The organism is Acetobacter oeni (assembly GCF_011516825.1).
GTDB classification, from domain to species: Bacteria; Pseudomonadota; Alphaproteobacteria; order Acetobacterales; family Acetobacteraceae; genus Acetobacter; species Acetobacter oeni.
On sequence record NZ_WOTA01000001.1, the window covers coordinates 128,877 to 145,362 of the forward strand.

The window sequence follows — 16,486 nt, forward strand, 5'->3', positions numbered from 1 at the left end:
CGTGAGTGAACCGCGTCTCAAGACCGCTCTGTGGGTGAGCGCCGTGCTGCGCCATTCGAATCAGGCCGGATATCCGGCAATGAGATTGCGCCGTGGTGACGAAGACGCAGGAGGCATCCTTGCTATCCTTCTTGAACCGTCAGGAAAAGCCGTCGTGCTGGCTCAGACGCGGGCTCCGGACGGTTCACCGGCATGGATACGTGGCAGCGGCGCGGAACCTGTCAGCGAAGCCGATGCCGACAGCTACATTCAGCGACAGGTCGGGCGTGACCCGGATCTGTGGGTGCTGGAATTTCGCGTGCCCGATTTCACGCCGCCTTTCGAAGCCCGTCTGTTGTGAACAGTGCGGAGAGCATGTCACAAAAAATCGCGATGCGTTGTAAACACGCCACAGTTTCCCGTCCGGCATCTCTCCTGAAGGAACTCCCTGGGCCAGAGACGCTTTTACAGGCAGTCTCTGGCCGGGCAGGGATGTTTCCAGTGTCCGGACCGGCTCGCAACAACAAGGAGAAAATGGCTTGCTGAGCAGGAGCGGAGAGGGATGACAGAACCCCGGATCAGTTGTTCCGAGTTGCGCAAAGCCCCGCTTTCGGCAAAACAGTCCCAGATGGTATGGTGTGAGGTCGCATTGCAGGATGTTGGCGCAGGGGCGTACGACAATCCGGGCATGAGGAGAACATAATGAAGCTGCGTTACAGGTTTCTTACAGGGTCCGCCCTGTCAGCGCCGCTTATCGCATGTGTTCTGTCCGGCCCGGTTCTCGCTCAGCCTGTTCAGGGGATCTATGTGGCGGGGGAGGGTGGCGCTACCTTCAACCAGGATCAGCGCGTCCGTTCCAGCTCAATGTTCCCGGACGGACGGGACAGATGGCGTACCGGCGTGACCGGAATCGGCTCGATCGGATACGGACTCGGAAATGGCTTCCGCGTCGAGGTCGAAGGCGATTACCGCAATATGGATTACGAGCGGTTCGTCACGAATTCAGTTCAGACACGCGCCGATGGCCGTCGCCAGACCTATGGTGTCATGGCGAACGCCCTGTTCGATCTCGATATCGGCAAGAGCTGGCTGTTCCCCTATTTCGGAGCCGGCGTCGGTTATGGCTGGACGGCCATGAACACGTCGGTTACGGCGGCGGGTAATACGCTCTCCCAGCATGTGGGCGGCACGTTCGGTAACTTCGCGTATCAGGGTATTTTCGGTCTGTCGTTCCCTGTCCCATGGGTCGTGGGACTCTCCGCAACCGCCGAATACCGGTTCTGGACAATGCTGGGGCCACAGTCTCACGGCTCTACTGCGTGGGGCACGATCGGTGGACGAGACGTCGCCAAACAATACAGTTTTTCATCGGGTAACCGGGATACTGTCACCGATTTCAATCACTCGCTGATGCTCGGCCTGCGTTACGAATTTAATCCTGCCCCGCCCCCGCCGCCGCCTGCTCCGCCTGAAGTCTCCGCCCCGTCACCGGCGGCAGCCCGGACTTATCTTGTGTTTTTTGACTGGGATAAAGCCGCTCTTTCTGAACGGGCCCGCTCAATCGTGGCAGTCGCCGCTCAGGCCTCGGCCCACACGGCTCTGACACGGATCGAAGTCTCCGGCTATACCGACAATTCGGCAGCCCGCCCCGGACAGACAGGAGAGCGTTATAACATGGGGCTTTCTCTCCGGCGCGCAGATGCGGTGAAGGCTGAACTCGTCCGTGACGGCGTTGCGGGGACGATCATTGGCGTGAATGGCTATGGTCAGGCGCACCAGCTCGTGGTGACCGGCCCGGATACACGCGAGCCTCAGAACAGACGGGTGGAAATCGTTTTCCGTTAGCAACACGTTCCGCGGTCGGATTCCACCGGAACAGCGGTATTTCTCTTCACGGTATTCAGATAAAGAGCCGCTCCCCCATCATTTATGATCAGGGAGCGGCTCTTTTTTTTTAGTCTGAAAACGCTTCGGAAACCGTCAAAGACCGTTGAACAGGGATGTCGACAGATAGCGCTCCGCAAAAGACGGTGCGATTGCGACGATGGTTTTCCCTTTATTTTCAGGAAGTCTGGCCAGAGTAATGGCCGCATGCAGAGCTGCACCCGATGAAATACCAATCGGAATACCATCAATCCGCGCGCAGCGTCGGGATGCAGCGATCGCCTCCCTTTCAGAAACCGTCAGCACACCATCCAGAGCCGATACATCCAGTGTCTGAGGACAGAAGCCGGGACCGATCCCCTGAATGCCGTGCGGTCCCGGTTCATCTCCGTTCAGAACAGCACTTTCAACGGGCTCGACACCCCAGACTTCAAGACCTTTCTTCCGGGGCCTCAGCGCGTGCGCGATGCCGGACGCGGTCCCTCCTGTCCCGACGCCGGCAACAACGATATCAACACCGCCAGCGGTATCCTGCCAGATTTCTTCAGCCGTGGTTTTCTGATGAACAAGAGGATTGGCAGGATTATCGAACTGACCCGGCATCCATGCCTCAGGCGTGGTTTTGAGAATTTCTCTGGCACGCGTAATCGCGCCCGCCATTCCGAGCCGCGCCGGTGTCAGCTCGACCTGCGCATCCATAAGTCTGAGCATTTTCCGGCGTTCGACCGACGCACCTTCGGGCATGGTGACAATCAGCCGGTATCCCCGGGATGCCGCCACAAAGGCCAGTGAAATGCCGGTATTGCCGGATGTAGGCTCAACCAGAACACTGCGCCCCGGCGTAATAAGGCCTTCCTCTTCCGCAGCGATCACCATCGCCGCTCCAATCCTGTCCTTTACGGAACCGAGCGGATTGAAAAACTCAAGTTTGAGAAGAATCTGCGCCGGAAGGCGATCCTCTGCGGTCAGCCGGGGCAGCCCCACCAGCGGCGTGCCCCCGACAGCATCAACGATCGAGCTGAAAACCCGGCCCCGGGGCGGAGCGAAACCGAATTCCCCGCCCGGACAGTCAGTCTTTGAGGTCATCCGGCTTTCTCCTGTTCATACAATATCCTGTCGCAATCGTGATCCGCTCTGGCAGATATGGTCCGCATAATGCCCGACAGACATGGTTACGATAAGTCTTCATGTGACCTTAGCACGCAGTTTTGCCGTAGATAATGCTGCCGGCGACGTTATTTACGTTCTTTCAAAAGCATATGTGACTAATTCTCCTCCCTGAGGTATAGGGAAGGGACACCAACGGCATATGGGGAACGATTATGCTGCTGCGCCGGGATCGCGCGCTTGTCGCCGTGCTTATTATGCTGGATGTCGCGTTCCATGCCGGAAGAACCGGAACGGTCAGCGCAGCGGATATCGCCGGCCGCGCCGGGCTTGCCCGGCGCGGGATCGAACCGTTGCTGCAAACTCTGTCACGGTCTTCTCTGCTTGAAAGCGTGCGCGGCCCGAGAGGCGGATATCATCTCGGGCGCCCCCGTCGCGATATCAGTGTGGCAGAAATCGTCTCAACAGTCGTAAATATCGATTCCGACGGCGATGATGGCCCCACGGGCGATCTGTTCAGTAAAGTTATCGATCCGTTCTGGTGTGAACAGGAAAAAGAACTGGTCGCCCGGCTACGTGACCTGACCCTCGATGACCTGGTCCGTCGCGCCGAGGCCGCCGGTTTGCGGAAACCGCTCACAGAGCCGATTTCCTTTTCGATCTGACAGACTCATCACCTGCTGCCGGTTACAGCGCCGGTCAGCGGGATGGAATTCAGATCAGTCACTTCGTCACACAGCAAACAATATTTTCCGGACAGTTGCCATGAACTGCCCGGTATGCCGATGCGTGGAATAAGATTATTTATGCCGCCGACGCGTGGTTGTGGCAGTGCTTTTGGTCGCTGCCGGCTTTGCAGGCTCTGCGACGGCAGGCTTCGGCATCACAACACCGGTTGCATCCACGGTTGCGTTGACTGTCAGGCGATCACGCTTCTGTCCCGGTCCATGAATGAGCGTCGCCGTAAACGTATCCGGCCCCGCGTAACCCATCGAAGGTGTGTAAGAAACCTGCACCTTGCCATTCAGAATATAGAGAAAGGCCTTTCCGTGCTCAGGCGCCGGCGAGACGCCAAAAGACGCATAGGTGCCGCCTTCCGGAGGGGCGATACTGAGCAGACACCGGCCATCATCACTGCGGACAGTCATGGAGCTCACCAGATCGCCTGTCGGTCCGGGCTGGGGTTTTGAGACCTGACAGACGGCAGATGTTCTGACGCTGCCGAAAGGATCCGGATCACCGACAACACCTGTCTGCAGCGGACCATGGTTGCACCCCGTCAGAAGACCGGCAGTAAGAACCGGCATGACCAAAACTCGCAATCGCACGCAAAGGCTCCGCAATTCTGTTGAGTAAACAAATCATTGATCCGGTGACGAGTCGCCACGAATCAGGATGTCACAGGCTCTAGAGCAACATGCCTGCGGTTGGAAGGCCGCCAGCGGGAATGAATGCCAGCCAGGTAATTCGATTCGGCGTGAAAGACAGGAAACGGCCCCGGAATACCTGCCGTGATCATGACATGACAGGCATGTCCCCTGTTCGGCGACAGAGATTTATGTTTCATATCCAAGCCATAGCGGAGCTGGTTAACAAACAGGTTTCAAAAAAAATCTCGCCACCGCGACCTGCGCAGGCATATGACCTGCAAGAACCTTTTTTGGAGAGACTTTTCATGTCCTCGGCTTTCTCTCGTTTTGCTGTTGCCGGCATCCTGTTCGCTGGCCTGTCCTGCAGCACGCTGGCCTCCGCCGCGAGTTGCGGAAGCTCACCGGCTCGCGAAGCATTCGATATTCAGGGGCTGAAAAGCGAACTTATGGTAACGGCCCTGTCGTGCAAGGCGCAGGACCGCTACAATGATTTTGTCGCAAAATTTCGCAGCAGTCTTCTGACAGGCGAACAGCGGCTGAACACGTATTTCAAGACCACCTACGGCAAAAGCGCTCAGCGCGAGCATGATGATTATATCACGCAGCTTGCCAATGTTCAGTCTGAGCGCGGCATCCAGTCGGGCACGATTTTCTGTCTTCAGCGTCTTGGTATGTTTGACGAAGTCGCGGCTCTGGATGACGACCACGATCTTTCGAAATACGCTCAGGCAAAGGACATCATGCAGCCGGCAACTTTCGAGATCTGCGAAGCCCCGTCGGCTAAAACGAGCCCTGCCAGACGGCGCAGCCGCACAAAGCGCGCCTGAAGAGCCGCCGGATGGCTGAAGACAAGAGGTATGGAAAACCCTTCTTGACGAATTCCTCATGCCGGGAGAGAGACCCGGCATGAGCGATCTCTTTTCGACAGACGGGGCCTCCCCGAAACAGCCTGAACGCAAAGAGCCGCAAGGCGCGTCCGCTTTGCCTGAAAGTGGCGCTTACGATGCCAGCGCCATTGAGGTTCTGGAGGGGCTTGAACCTGTCAGACGCCGTCCCGGAATGTATATCGGGGGGACGGATGAGTCAGCCCTTCATCATCTGGCCGCTGAAATTCTCGATAACTCGATGGACGAGGCTGTCGCTGGCCACGCGTCAACAATCGACGTTACCCTTGAGCGCGACAACTGGCTGACAGTTCGGGATAACGGGCGCGGAATTCCCGTTGATCCGCATCCCCGTTTCCCCGACCGCTCCGCGCTGGAAGTCATTCTCACGACATTGCACGCGGGCGGAAAATTTTCGGGTAAATCCTACGCCACGTCCGGTGGCCTGCATGGCGTAGGCTCATCCGTCGTGAACGCTCTGACCTCCGCTTTCGAAGTTGAAGTCGCCCGCGATCGCGTGCTGTGGCGTCAGAACTACGCGCGGGGAATCCCGCTCGGCCCGGTAGAGCGGGCAGGCGCCGCGCCAAACCGTCGTGGCACCCGGATCCGTTTTCATCCGGATCCTGAAATTTTCGGTACCCACGTATTTCAGCCGGCGCGTCTTTACCGTCTTTGCCGGTCGAAAGCATTTCTTTTTCGGGGCGTAACCATCAAATGGGCATGTGACCCGTCACTCATTCGTGCCGGAGACTCAACGCCGGGCGAGGCTGTCCTCCATTTTCCGGGCGGCCTGGCCGACAGCCTGTCGGATGAACTTGGCGCGGATGCACCTCTCCTCACGCCGCTATGGGCCGGAGAAGCCGACCTGCCAGAGGTGAGTGGTCATGCCACCGGCCGGGTCGAATGGGCCATTGCCTTCCTTGAATCCGGTAATTCCAGCTTTCTCTCGTTCTGTAATACGATTCCGACCTCACAAGGCGGCACGCATGAGGCCGGCTGCCGCGCGGCACTTCTGAAAGGTCTGCGCGCCTGGGGTGAACAACGGTCAAATAAACGGGCCGGTATTGTCACGGCGGAAGATATTCTGGGGGCCGTCGCGGCGCAGTTGTCCCTGTTTATTTGCGACCCGCAGTTCCAGGGGCAGACAAAGGAAAAACTGACCAGTTCCGATGCCTCGAAACTTGTAGAAACCGCACTCAGGGATCGCTTCGAGCACTGGCTGTCCGGCAATCCCGCCCAAGCGGATGCCCTTCTGGCCTTTGTGATAGAGCGCGCGGAAGATCGGGTGCGCCGCCGGGAGCAGAAAGAAACCCCACGTAAGAGCGCAACGCGCAGACTGCGCCTGCCTGGCAAACTCACCGACTGCACACGGGAAAAAGCATCCGAGACTGAAATCTTTCTGGTCGAAGGCGATTCGGCCGGCGGCTCGGCCAAGCAGGCCCGAAACCGGGAGACACAGGCTGTTCTGCCACTCAGAGGTAAAATTCTGAATGTCGCCAGCGCATCGACCGAGAAACTGCGGGCCAATCAGGAACTTCGCGATCTGGTCGAAGCTCTCGGCTGCGGGATCGGGGACCGTTTCGATCTGACAAAGCTCCGCTACGGTCGCGTCATCATCATGACCGATGCTGATGTGGACGGGGCGCATATAGCGTCCCTCCTGATGACATTTTTCTTTCGTGAGCTTCCGGAGTTGATCCGCAGCGGTCATCTCTATCTCGCCCAGCCTCCGCTTTACCGGCTGACGCAGGGCGCAAAGACCGTCTACGCAATGAATGATGCCGATCGGGAACGAAAGATCAGAACGCAGTTCCGGGCCAACGTAAAAGTAGAAGTGTCGCGCTTCAAAGGTCTGGGAGAAATGCCACCTAAAGACCTGAAGGATACGACCATGGACCCCACACGGCGCACCCTGCTTCGTGTGGTCGCGAGACCGGAAGATCGCCTGGAAACCCGTGAGCGGGTCGAAAGCCTGATGGGCCGGAAGCCTGAACTTCGCTACGCATTCATTCAGGAACACGCGCAGTCAGTCGAACTCCTCGACATTTAGAATCAGACCGGCAGTGATGCCCTGGCCGCCTTCAGGATTGAACCTGCCTGTGCTCAGAAGCGAAAGACCTGAGAGCAAACCTGATCCGGCTGACCGGACCTGACCAGTCAAGCGGCCGATCCTGCTGATAAATCGTCACTGAACTGTACCACGGCGAATCTGTGCGGCGTGCAAGCCATCTCCAGCACTGGTCATAGCGTGACAGCAGCCAGAGCGGCTTTCCAAGCCCGGCCGCCACATGCGCCGTTGACGTATCCACCGCAATTACAAGATCAAGGTTACTGATCAACGCGGCAGTATCACCGAAATCATGCAGATCAGCCGTATGATCAATCAGTTTCATTCCCGCAGGGGGATTCTTCGCCTGGTCTGCCTTTGAACCGATCTGAAGCGAGTAAAACAGGGCATCCGGCGCCGCGACGGCCAGCGGCGCCAGCGTCTTCAGATCTGCTGAACGTCTTTTATCCGCAATTTCTGCTTCACGAATCTCAGCATGCGGCGCTCCGGCCCAGACAAGACCAATGCGAAGCGGTCGTGGAATGACACTGTCTGCCTCCGCATCCTTTGAAAGCCGGCCTGCCCAGAATGCGACTTTTTCCGGGTCGGCAGTCAGAAATCCTTTCGAAGCCGGTATCGTATCTAGGGTAATCCCGAGCGCGAGTGGCAGGCTGAGGACAGGACATTGCAGGTCATGAGGCGGGGGAGGCGTGTCCTCAGTGACAAACTCCTGATCCGGAAAAGAAGCCGTAAGCAGGCTGAGCAGTTCTCGCCTGATCCTCACGATGACCCGACCGCTACGGGAGGCCGCCAGTGGAATGAAGCGGGAGAACTGAATCATGTCTCCAAATCCGCCTTCGGTGTGAATCAGAAGCGTTTTCCCCGCGAGAGGCTCCCCCGTCCATAAAGGCGCGGTCATCCCGTGATGACGGGTCGTGCGTGTCTTCCAGCGCCACTCATATTCTGCAAAACCATTTCGATAATCCCCGCCGGACAACAATGAAATAGCGTTGTTCGTCCTGTTTTCAGGGTTATCGGGCGCCAGGCGGACGGCCACCCTGTGAAATTTCAGCGCCGCGTCGTGGTCACCCCGCCGGTCAAGGGCAACCCCCAGATTGCTTAAAGCGAGCGGATGCGAGGAATTACGGCGTAAACAATTCGAATATGCGGTGACGGCATCATCATAACGCTGAAGCTCCTGAAGTACATTGCCCAGGTTGCTCCATGCGTCCGCAAGATCGGGCGCCAGTGTGACGGCGCGTACCAGTAAATTATAGGATTCCTGAAAGTCACCCTGCGCACATAAAAGACCGCCGTAATTACTCAGCGTGCGTGCGTCATCGGGATTTCCGGCTAATGCCTTGCGGTAAACAAGTGCCGCTTCGCCCAGCCTGCCAGCCAGCTGAAGTGTCTCGCCACTTTCCGCGGGGGCTGGAGTATCGGTGGTGCGGGCGGGCAGGGGAGACATCGTGGACATTTCAGGAGTATCCTGAGTCCGGCTTAAAAATTAGTGAGCGCAGACCGGAGTCACTGTGTGACTGTTTTACGCTTATCAAACCTCAGCGATACGTCCGGACTCCGGGAACCACGCCTGTAACGAATACGAAACCTTGGCAGCGCCGGACACGTGTGCATCATGGGACAACAATGTCCAACCGGAGTACATCCCGTCATGCTTCAGATTTCGCCGCGTTCCCGCTGTTTCAGCCTGCGTCACCTGGCTGTCGGTTTCGGCCTTATTATGTCCGGGGCAGCAATGATTATCGTAGCTCCGGCCAATGTGGCGCAGGCTGCGGCGCCTCCCGGCGCGGATGAACCTCTGACACTCAGCGCGCTCCATATCGAAGGAAATAAACAGGTTGCCACACCTGATATTATGAGCGTCGTGCCGTTTCACGTTGGTGATACCGTCACGCAGAATCAGATCAGCAAAGGGCTGGACGCAGTCCAGCAACTCTACAAATCGAAAAATGTCGGCGGCTCTTTCGGCGGCGGGATGAAGTTCATCGGTAAAAAAGTGGAAGTAACCTGGAACATCACCGAGCAGCAGCCACTTGGCGGGCCTGTTGTTGATGGCGTTGTTTTCTCGGGCAATTCGAAAATTTCGGCTGATGCACTGACGGCGGTCACAAAACTGCGCCCGGGTTCGCCAGTCTCCAATGAGGCCGTTCAGGCAGACCAGAAAGCGATTACCGATCTTTATAAAAGCAAAAACATCAGCGCGTCCGTGGGCATGACCCCAAGTTCGCCCACCCCGAATCATTTCCTGGTGACATGGACGATCGTCGAGAAATAAGCGCCGCACCCGGGACTTCCAGACGCGTTCAGCGCCCGGAAGTCTGATGCCTGCGGTCAGGCTGACAGTTCGCCAATCGTCGGACGATTGAGCATCGCCATCAGTTCTCTCCGCGTGTCGGAATTTTCGCGGAACACACCAAGCATACGACTCGTTACCATCGATACGCCCGGACGGTGTACGCCGCGCGTGGTCATGCACTGATGCCCGGCTTCCAGAATGACAGCCGTTCCGTAAGGCTCAAGAATCGAGTCAATCGTATTGGCGATCTGCGCCGTCAGACGCTCCTGAATTTGAAAACGTCGCGCGTAGGCATCGACGACACGCGCCAGTTTCGAAATCCCGACAACCCGGCGACGCGGCAGATAGGCGACGTGCGCCCGGCCTATAATCGGCGCCATGTGATGCTCACAATGACTCTCGAAGCGGATGTCACGAAGCAGAACAATCTCGTCGTAATCTTCAACCTCGGAAAACGTCCGTGCGAGCAGCTCTTCCGGATTAACACTGTAACCTTCGAAAAACTCCTCGTAAGCCCGGGTAACCCGCGACGGCGTATCGAGAAGCCCCTCGCGCGCCGGATCTTCACCGCCCCACCGCAACAGAACACGAACAGCCTCTTCGGCCTCTTCCCGTGATGGCCGCGAAACCGGAGCCAGGGAGTCCATCGGACCGGAGGAATTGCTCATCAGATGAAGTCTCTTTTTATTTACAGGTTAAAACGGACATGCCGTCATCAGTCACATCCGGTGCCGGATGAAGCCGGATCGTTCAGTGGACAAGTCCGGAATGATAAGGACTGTCGAGACTGAAAGCCGGAATGCGCACGTCAAAAAGACGGCCACTGGCCTCCTCAATCATTTTATACAATCCGCGCATAATGCCGCTCGGCGTATCAAGAGAAGCCCCGGAGGTATATTCAAAGCCGGATCCCGCTTCAATCACCGGCTGTTCGCCGATGACGCCATCGCCACGGACCCTGTCAACCTGGCCCTGTCCGTCAATGATTTCCCATGACCGCTCAAGCAGCTGCACCGTCCGGTCGCTGTGATTTTCGATTCTGATCCGGTAACCCCAGCAGTAATTATGCTCCTCCGGCTGCGACTGATCGTCGAGCCAGAACGAGCGGACAACCACCCGTACGCCTTCCGTCGTCTCCTCATAAGCCGGAAGCGATGCAATCGCTTCGGAAAGCGCGGCTTCCGGGTCTGTGAAAAGCTTAGGCGGCAGTGGCGGCCTGGAGGACATTGCGGGTTCTACCCCCTGTAAACTGACTGGAATTAAACACTGATCAGGCCCGAAGACCTGACCTTGGCACATAGCCGTTGAAATAACACACCGGAACAGTTCAGGGACAGGTCGGTGCAAACGCGCATCGCACCGGATGGCTACCCGGCAGCGAAACCCCCGGATTTCAGGGCCGCGACCCCGCGTGCGAGGTCGTCAATGAGATCGGCCGAGTCCTCAAGCCCGACGGACAGTCTGATCGCACCATCCGAAATCCCCAGACGGGCTCGTTCTTCAGGACCAATCTTCATATGCGTGGTCGTCGCCGGATGTGTCGCAAGCGAACGCGCGTCCCCGAGATTATTGGAGATCAGGATCACCTGCAACGCATCCAGAAATGCAAATGCGCCTTTACGACCGCCAGCCACTTCAAAAGCAACCAGAGAACCAGATCCGCTCATCTGCCGCTTTGCAATCTCATACTGCGGATGGTCAGCCCGCCCGGGATAGCGCACGCTGACAATGCCCGGCGCCTCAGCCAGCCAGTCGGCAACAGCAGCTGCATTCCGCGTCATCGCATCCACGCGCAGCGGCAAAGTCTCAAGACTCTTGAGCATGACCCACGCATTGAACGGCGACAGCGCATTCCCGGTGTTGCGCGTGAACGGCAACACGACCTCGTTGATCCATTCCGCCTTGCCGAGGATCGCTCCGCCAAGCACCCGGCCCTGCCCATCTATGTGCTTGGTACATGAATAAACGACAACATCAGCCCCGAGTTCGAGCGGCTTCTGATACACGGGCGACGCAAACGCATTATCGACAATCACGATCGCACCGGCAGCGTGGGCGCGCTCCGAGACAGCCGCAATATCCAGAACATCAAGCATCGGATTGGAAGGGCTCTCGATGAGCACGGCAGCCGTCGGCTTGCTGAGAGCTTCCCCCCAGGCATCCGGATCGCCGCCATCGACAAAGACCGTTTCAACACCATACTGCGGCAGCAGACTGGCGATGATCCAGTGGCAGGAGCCAAACAGCGCGCGCGAAGCAACAACGCGGTCACCGGCCCTGACCTGAGCAAGAAGGGCTGACGAAACAGCCCCCATTCCCGTCGCCGTCGCGATACAGGCTTCCGCACCTTCCAGATCCGCCAGACGACGCTGCAACGCATCAACCGTCGGGTTGCCAAAGCGAGAATACTGGTAATGCACGGCATCGCCGGTAAATGTCGCCGCGGCCTGTTCGGCATTGTCATAAACAAAACCGGAGGTGAGAAAGAGCGCCTCACTGGTTTCGCCATACGGTGTGCGCTCAACGCCCGCATGAAGCAGTCGCGTCGCGGTGCGCCAGCCAGAAGAAGTGTGAGCAGGGTTTTCTGTCTTGTCAGTCATCGCGGTCCCGGTTCCGTCCTTAATCCACTGCGCGAAACGAACAGGACAAAACGCCCGCTGCCGTCCCGCTCATGGGTCATCGACCGTAGAAACCATGGCACTTCATATCCGTGCCAGAGCCTCTTTAGCGCGTTTCTTTATCCTCGCCGCAAGCCGGCCATACAAATCGCGAGGCCCCGCGACCAGAGCAGGGAAGAAGAAGGTTATCGCGGATGACCGCAGTCTCCGTCAACCATCGCCATAGTATGGCTCCCGTTCCGTCTTCAGAGCGCAATCCGGAGACACTCCTTTCCGGGTGTGAAATTGCCAATCTCCGGGGGCAGGGTCGTCGCCGTCCGGGCGCTCTTCAGCAGATCCCGGCCTTTTGCCGACCACCCGGCAAGCCCGAGACCAGGATGGCTGAAGCTGCCGCTCACACGCACCGGAACATCAAGCGCGAAAAAACCCGTTGCCTGGCTCTGAAATGCCAGATCAAACCATTTCCGGTTCAGATCAAAGATCGCCGCTCCAATCACTGTTCCGGCCGTCGAACTGACACGCAGCGGCAGAACCGTTCCCGAACCATGATGCAGCGTCAGAACCCCGAGCAGGCAGGTGACAGGCGCCATGCCTTTTGCCTTACGGACCAGAAGACTGACATCCGTGGATGCCATCGCAATAACCTCGCGGGAGATCTCTCCGCGATCCATCCCGACAGCGGCGGTCAGATCGGCAACCTGCACAGCTTCATTCAGTGTGCGAACCCTGTCCGCAACCGCATTTGCCCGGAAACTCAGCCGACCACTGATCGGAACCGCCGCCAGTCCCGCCTGATGCCGGAACCGGTCAATATCAGCCTCCGTGACATTGACCGAGGCCCGCGCTTTTGTCCCGTCCGGAGACGCCCGCAAGTCTCCTGAAGCATGCAACTGTGCGCCTAGCCAGCCAAAGGAAAGTGATTTCACGTCAATTCGATCCGGGCTCTGCGCCACGGCTACCGAGACGTCCGAAAACGTCAGATCGTTGTATCGAACCTGACCAGCCCCGATCCGCACGTCGATCAGCGGGTCCGGTCGCGCCGGGATCATCAGTGGAATATCGGTCTGCTGCCCCTGGCTCTTTTGCTGTTTTCCCGTGAACTGGTTCAGATCAAGCGCGGCGAAATTCATGCTCCCGCTGATCCGGTCCGGCGCTCCCTTGCCACCTTCCGTGAAAACGACATCCGCGGACGTAACCGGATTGTCGCCAAGCCGCCCGGTCGTATGGTCCAGCGACCAGTCATTTCCCCGATGCGTGAAGTGACCATCAAGTTCCGCGGCTAAGGCAAAATCAGAGGCGGGAACCCCGGCAAATTCCATCAAAGGCGCGGAAGTCGGCGTACGGAGCGTCAGCGCTGCCGCAACACCGTCGAAATCGAGCAGATCCGTGCTCGTGCCCCGCAGAGTCAGCGTCAGATCGCCCGAACGGGCACGAATATCGATTCCGCAGGGCTTTCCCGCCTGCCGCAGTATCGAAATCGGCTGTATGTTCGCGGTGATCGTGACGGGCGTTCCGTTATAGCTCCCGGTCACATTCATCAGCAGCGGAGACTCATCGCTGGCCGACGTAAACACCACATCGTTTAACCCGACAAGATACGACTGTCCGCGGGACGTCCGGTAGATGATCTCGCTGTCACGAATCGTCGCCTGACGCAGGCCGGGGAACAAGCTCTGATCGGGTGGCCCGTTCTCTTCATGGCGGGGGCGGGCAGGCCCGAAACGCCAGTCGGGCGTATGATCCGCCGTTCTTTCAAAAAGGCCCGAAAACTTCGTAATAACGAGGTCGCGTGTTTCGACCGGCCCGTGAAGCAGCGACATGAGTCTGACCTGCGTATGCAGATGGCCCAGCGCAATCATATCGGGACGGCTGCCTCCGGGCACATTGCCGAGATGCAGATCATCAAGTTCGATTGTAGCCCAGCGCCCCGGCGAAACATGAAGCGAACCGATTTTTACGGCGCGCCCCGTTGCCGTCGCGATCCGGTGCGTGGCGAAAGAGGCAAGATTGATACGACCGGCCATCAGAAAGGCGACACCGGCAAGAACCGTCACCGTCGCAACGATTCCGGTCAGAATGATAAAAAAACGACGCAAAACCAATACTCATTCGGGATAGCGCGGGATGCGGCATATCCCGTCAGAACTGGCGAAGGCAGAAGCCGCTCCTGCCGGGCAGGATATTACACAGTAAAGATAGCCGACGAACGATAAAGCCTCCATGGCAGGCCGGTCATGCCTGCCCGGAGCCCCCGTTCGCGGCATGACGCTCCCATTCAGCGGCGAGCCCTGCCAGGAACAGCCTGGCTCCGGAGGCGACAAAACGCTCAATCATCTCAGGGGCCATGTCTTCGCCCGTGCCTGTCAGTGCGTTGAGCATCAGTTCCCCGATCGTCATGCCGAACAGATGACGCCCGAGCAGGGTAATGTCTTCGTCCGGATGACCGGATTCGATGCAGTAATGGCGAAGCCAGCGGTTGAACGCATTGGAATCACCACCTTTTTTCAGATTGAGCATAATATCTGAAATATCTTTTGCTTCCGGTGTTTCGGCGATAATAGCGCGAATCAATTCAATCTTATCAGGACTTAACAGCCATTTCGTCATGCCAAGCAGAAGGCTGGTCAGCCCGCCTTCCGGCGTGGACGATTTTTCACTGAAAGAAGGCGTACAGAATAACCGTGAACCGATCAGGGATAGAAACAGGTCCTGTTTGGACGGATAGAGCTGATAGAGCGTTCGCTTGGACATGCCCGAACACTGCGCGACCTTATCCATGGAGGCGGCATGATAACCGTGTGCCTGAAGAATTTTGCACGCTGCGGTCATGATCCGTTCGCGTCGCTCACATTCCTCCATTTCGGGCGGGCGTCCCGGTCCCCGTGAAGAGCAGCAGCGTGGCTCATGCTCATCGTGCACTTCGTTTACCTTCCGTGCGGTTTTGTCTGTTACATCACGTCCGTCCCGTCTTGACCAGGAGTTACGAAACTATATAGTTTCTATTTCCAGGTAAGCCAACGCTGTCCCCCGACGTTTCCCCTGCTCGGTGACGCAGATCTGGTAACCGTTCCACACAATGTCTTATTTTCGGTCGGCAGGATGCATTCGTGAACAGGCCTTTCCGTTTTCCAGTCGCAGCCGCCTTTCTCTCGGCTGTAAGTCTTTTCGCCCTCACCGGCTGCGGGCGGAAGTCCACACAGCAGGCAGGGGCACTGCCACCTCAGCAGGTGCAGGTCATCACCGTTCAGGCCCAGCCTGTTCATGTCAGCACGAGGTTGCCCGGTCGCCTCGAAGCGTTCGAAATCGCCATGGTGCGCCCGCAGGTCACCGGCGTGATTCAGAAACGCCTGTTCACTGAAGGTGCCGATGTCGTCACCGGACAGCAACTCTATCAGATTGATCCGAGTGCTTACCAGGCCGTGTACGACAGCGCCAGCGGACAACTGGCTCAGGCAAGGGCAAATGCGGCAACGGCTCAGGCGAAACTCGAACGCTATGGCCCGCTGGTCAAAGCACACGCCGTCAGCAAACAGGAATATGACGATGCCCTGGCCAGCGCCCGTTCGGCCGATGCGCAGATTCTGATCGCAAAAGGTCAGGTCGAGGCTGCCTCGGTGAATCTGCGGTACACAAAGGTCGACGCACCGATCACCGGGCGCATCGGCCGCTCACTGCTCACGGTCGGCGCCCTGGCAACATCCGGGCAGACAGGCAATCTTGCCGTCATCACCCGGCTTGATCCGATTTATGTCGACGTCAATCTGCCCGCCGTTTCGCTGCTGCGCTTACGTCGTGAAGTGGCCTCGGGCCGCATCCACACAAGCGCCGATAACACAGTCCCCGTCAGTCTCGAGATGGAAGACGGCTCGGTCTACGACCTGTCCGGCAAGATGGAATTCAGCGAGGTCAACGTCGACGAAGCGACAGCAACCGTCATTGTGCGCGCGGTCTTCCCAAATCCAAAAAAGCTTCTGCTGCCCGGCATGTATGTCCATGCAACGCTCGATGAAGGTATAGACCCGAACGCCCTCCTGGTGCCCCAGCAGGCCGTCAGCCGGAACACCCATGGTGACCCGCAGGTGCTCGCCGTGGACGCTGACAACAAGGTGATCCTGCGACCGGTCACAACCTCCGCCACTCATGATGCGGACTGGATCATCAGCAGCGGACTGAAAGCCGGTGACCGGGTCATCGTCATCGGTCTGCAGAAAGTTCACCCAGGCGACAAGGTGCAGCCGGTTCCGTTCGGCGGCGACAGCTCTCCAGAAGAGAAAAAGTAA

15 protein-coding genes and 1 riboswitch are annotated in these 16,486 nt (G+C 58.0%); of the genes, 7 read left to right on the forward strand and 8 right to left on the reverse strand.

What is annotated here, in order from left to right; translation table 11 throughout:
* Position 1 precedes the first annotated feature (1 nt).
* Complete coding sequence (locus GOB90_RS00530; RefSeq protein WP_146885318.1) at positions 2 to 340, forward strand: DUF1491 family protein; 339 nt, start codon at positions 2 to 4, stop codon at positions 338 to 340.
* 341 nt (positions 341 to 681) lie between these two features.
* Complete coding sequence (locus tag GOB90_RS00535; RefSeq protein ID WP_146885320.1) at positions 682 to 1,824, forward strand: OmpA family protein; 1,143 nt, start codon at positions 682 to 684, stop codon at positions 1,822 to 1,824.
* 135 nt (positions 1,825 to 1,959) lie between these two features.
* On the opposite strand, the gene cysK is transcribed toward GOB90_RS00535, so the two are convergent.
* The gene (gene cysK / locus GOB90_RS00540) at positions 1,960 to 2,949 is read right to left on the reverse strand and encodes a cysteine synthase A (RefSeq protein ID WP_146885322.1); all 990 of its coding nucleotides are present in this window, start codon (positions 2,947 to 2,949) and stop codon (positions 1,960 to 1,962) included.
* 236 nt (positions 2,950 to 3,185) lie between these two features.
* Between cysK and GOB90_RS00545 the strand changes: the two genes are divergently transcribed.
* The gene (locus tag GOB90_RS00545; RefSeq protein ID WP_146885325.1) at positions 3,186 to 3,635 is read left to right on the forward strand and encodes an RrF2 family transcriptional regulator; all 450 of its coding nucleotides are present in this window, start codon (positions 3,186 to 3,188) and stop codon (positions 3,633 to 3,635) included.
* Between the two features lie 135 nt (positions 3,636 to 3,770).
* On the opposite strand, the gene GOB90_RS00550 is transcribed toward GOB90_RS00545, so the two are convergent.
* Entirely contained in the window at positions 3,771 to 4,277 is a 507-nt protein-coding gene (locus tag GOB90_RS00550; RefSeq protein ID WP_194300804.1) for a hypothetical protein, read from the reverse strand.
* A gap of 368 nt (positions 4,278 to 4,645) precedes the next feature.
* On the opposite strand from GOB90_RS00550, the gene GOB90_RS00555 reads away from it, so the two are divergent.
* Positions 4,646 to 5,167, forward strand: a complete 522-nt coding sequence (locus GOB90_RS00555; protein ID WP_146885328.1) for a hypothetical protein — start codon at positions 4,646 to 4,648, stop codon at positions 5,165 to 5,167.
* Between the two features lie 79 nt (positions 5,168 to 5,246).
* Complete coding sequence (gene parE, locus GOB90_RS00560; protein WP_146885330.1) at positions 5,247 to 7,274, forward strand: DNA topoisomerase IV subunit B; 2,028 nt, start codon at positions 5,247 to 5,249, stop codon at positions 7,272 to 7,274.
* A 31-nt stretch (positions 7,275 to 7,305) separates the two neighbouring features.
* Here the strand turns inward: parE and GOB90_RS00565 are convergent, their stop codons facing one another.
* Positions 7,306 to 8,748, reverse strand: coding sequence for a tetratricopeptide repeat protein (locus GOB90_RS00565; protein ID WP_146885332.1), 1,443 nt, complete (start codon positions 8,746 to 8,748; stop codon positions 7,306 to 7,308).
* A 195-nt stretch (positions 8,749 to 8,943) separates the two neighbouring features.
* On the opposite strand from GOB90_RS00565, the gene GOB90_RS00570 reads away from it, so the two are divergent.
* On the forward strand, positions 8,944 to 9,567 hold the full coding sequence (locus tag GOB90_RS00570; protein ID WP_173571856.1) for a POTRA domain-containing protein: 624 nt from the start codon (positions 8,944 to 8,946) through the stop codon (positions 9,565 to 9,567).
* Positions 9,568 to 9,623: 56 nt separating this feature from the next.
* Here the strand turns inward: GOB90_RS00570 and folE are convergent, their stop codons facing one another.
* The 5 genes from folE to GOB90_RS00595 form a co-directional block, all read right to left on the reverse strand.
* Positions 9,624 to 10,256: a GTP cyclohydrolase I FolE gene (gene folE / locus GOB90_RS00575; RefSeq protein ID WP_173571857.1), complete on the reverse strand. Its 633-nt coding sequence runs from the start codon at positions 10,254 to 10,256 to the stop codon at positions 9,624 to 9,626.
* Positions 10,257 to 10,338: 82 nt separating this feature from the next.
* Positions 10,339 to 10,815 (reverse strand): Co2+/Mg2+ efflux protein ApaG, encoded by a 477-nt coding sequence (apaG, locus tag GOB90_RS00580; RefSeq protein ID WP_146885337.1) that lies wholly within the window; start codon positions 10,813 to 10,815, stop codon positions 10,339 to 10,341.
* 140 nt (positions 10,816 to 10,955) lie between these two features.
* On the reverse strand, positions 10,956 to 12,188 hold the full coding sequence (metZ, locus tag GOB90_RS00585) for an O-succinylhomoserine sulfhydrylase (RefSeq protein WP_146885339.1): 1,233 nt from the start codon (positions 12,186 to 12,188) through the stop codon (positions 10,956 to 10,958).
* 103 nt (positions 12,189 to 12,291) lie between these two features.
* Positions 12,292 to 12,371: riboswitch (SAM riboswitch) on the reverse strand.
* Between the two features lie 80 nt (positions 12,372 to 12,451).
* Positions 12,452 to 14,302, reverse strand: a complete 1,851-nt coding sequence (locus GOB90_RS00590) for an AsmA family protein (protein ID WP_146885341.1) — start codon at positions 14,300 to 14,302, stop codon at positions 12,452 to 12,454.
* 136 nt (positions 14,303 to 14,438) lie between these two features.
* Positions 14,439 to 15,125, reverse strand: coding sequence for a TetR/AcrR family transcriptional regulator (locus GOB90_RS00595; RefSeq protein WP_338077368.1), 687 nt, complete (start codon positions 15,123 to 15,125; stop codon positions 14,439 to 14,441).
* 188 nt (positions 15,126 to 15,313) lie between these two features.
* Here GOB90_RS00595 and GOB90_RS00600 point away from each other — a divergent pair, with 188 nt between their 5' ends.
* Positions 15,314 to 16,486 carry an efflux RND transporter periplasmic adaptor subunit gene (locus GOB90_RS00600; protein WP_146885343.1) on the forward strand — a complete coding sequence of 391 codons (1,173 nt, stop codon included), beginning with the start codon at positions 15,314 to 15,316 and terminating at the stop codon, positions 16,484 to 16,486.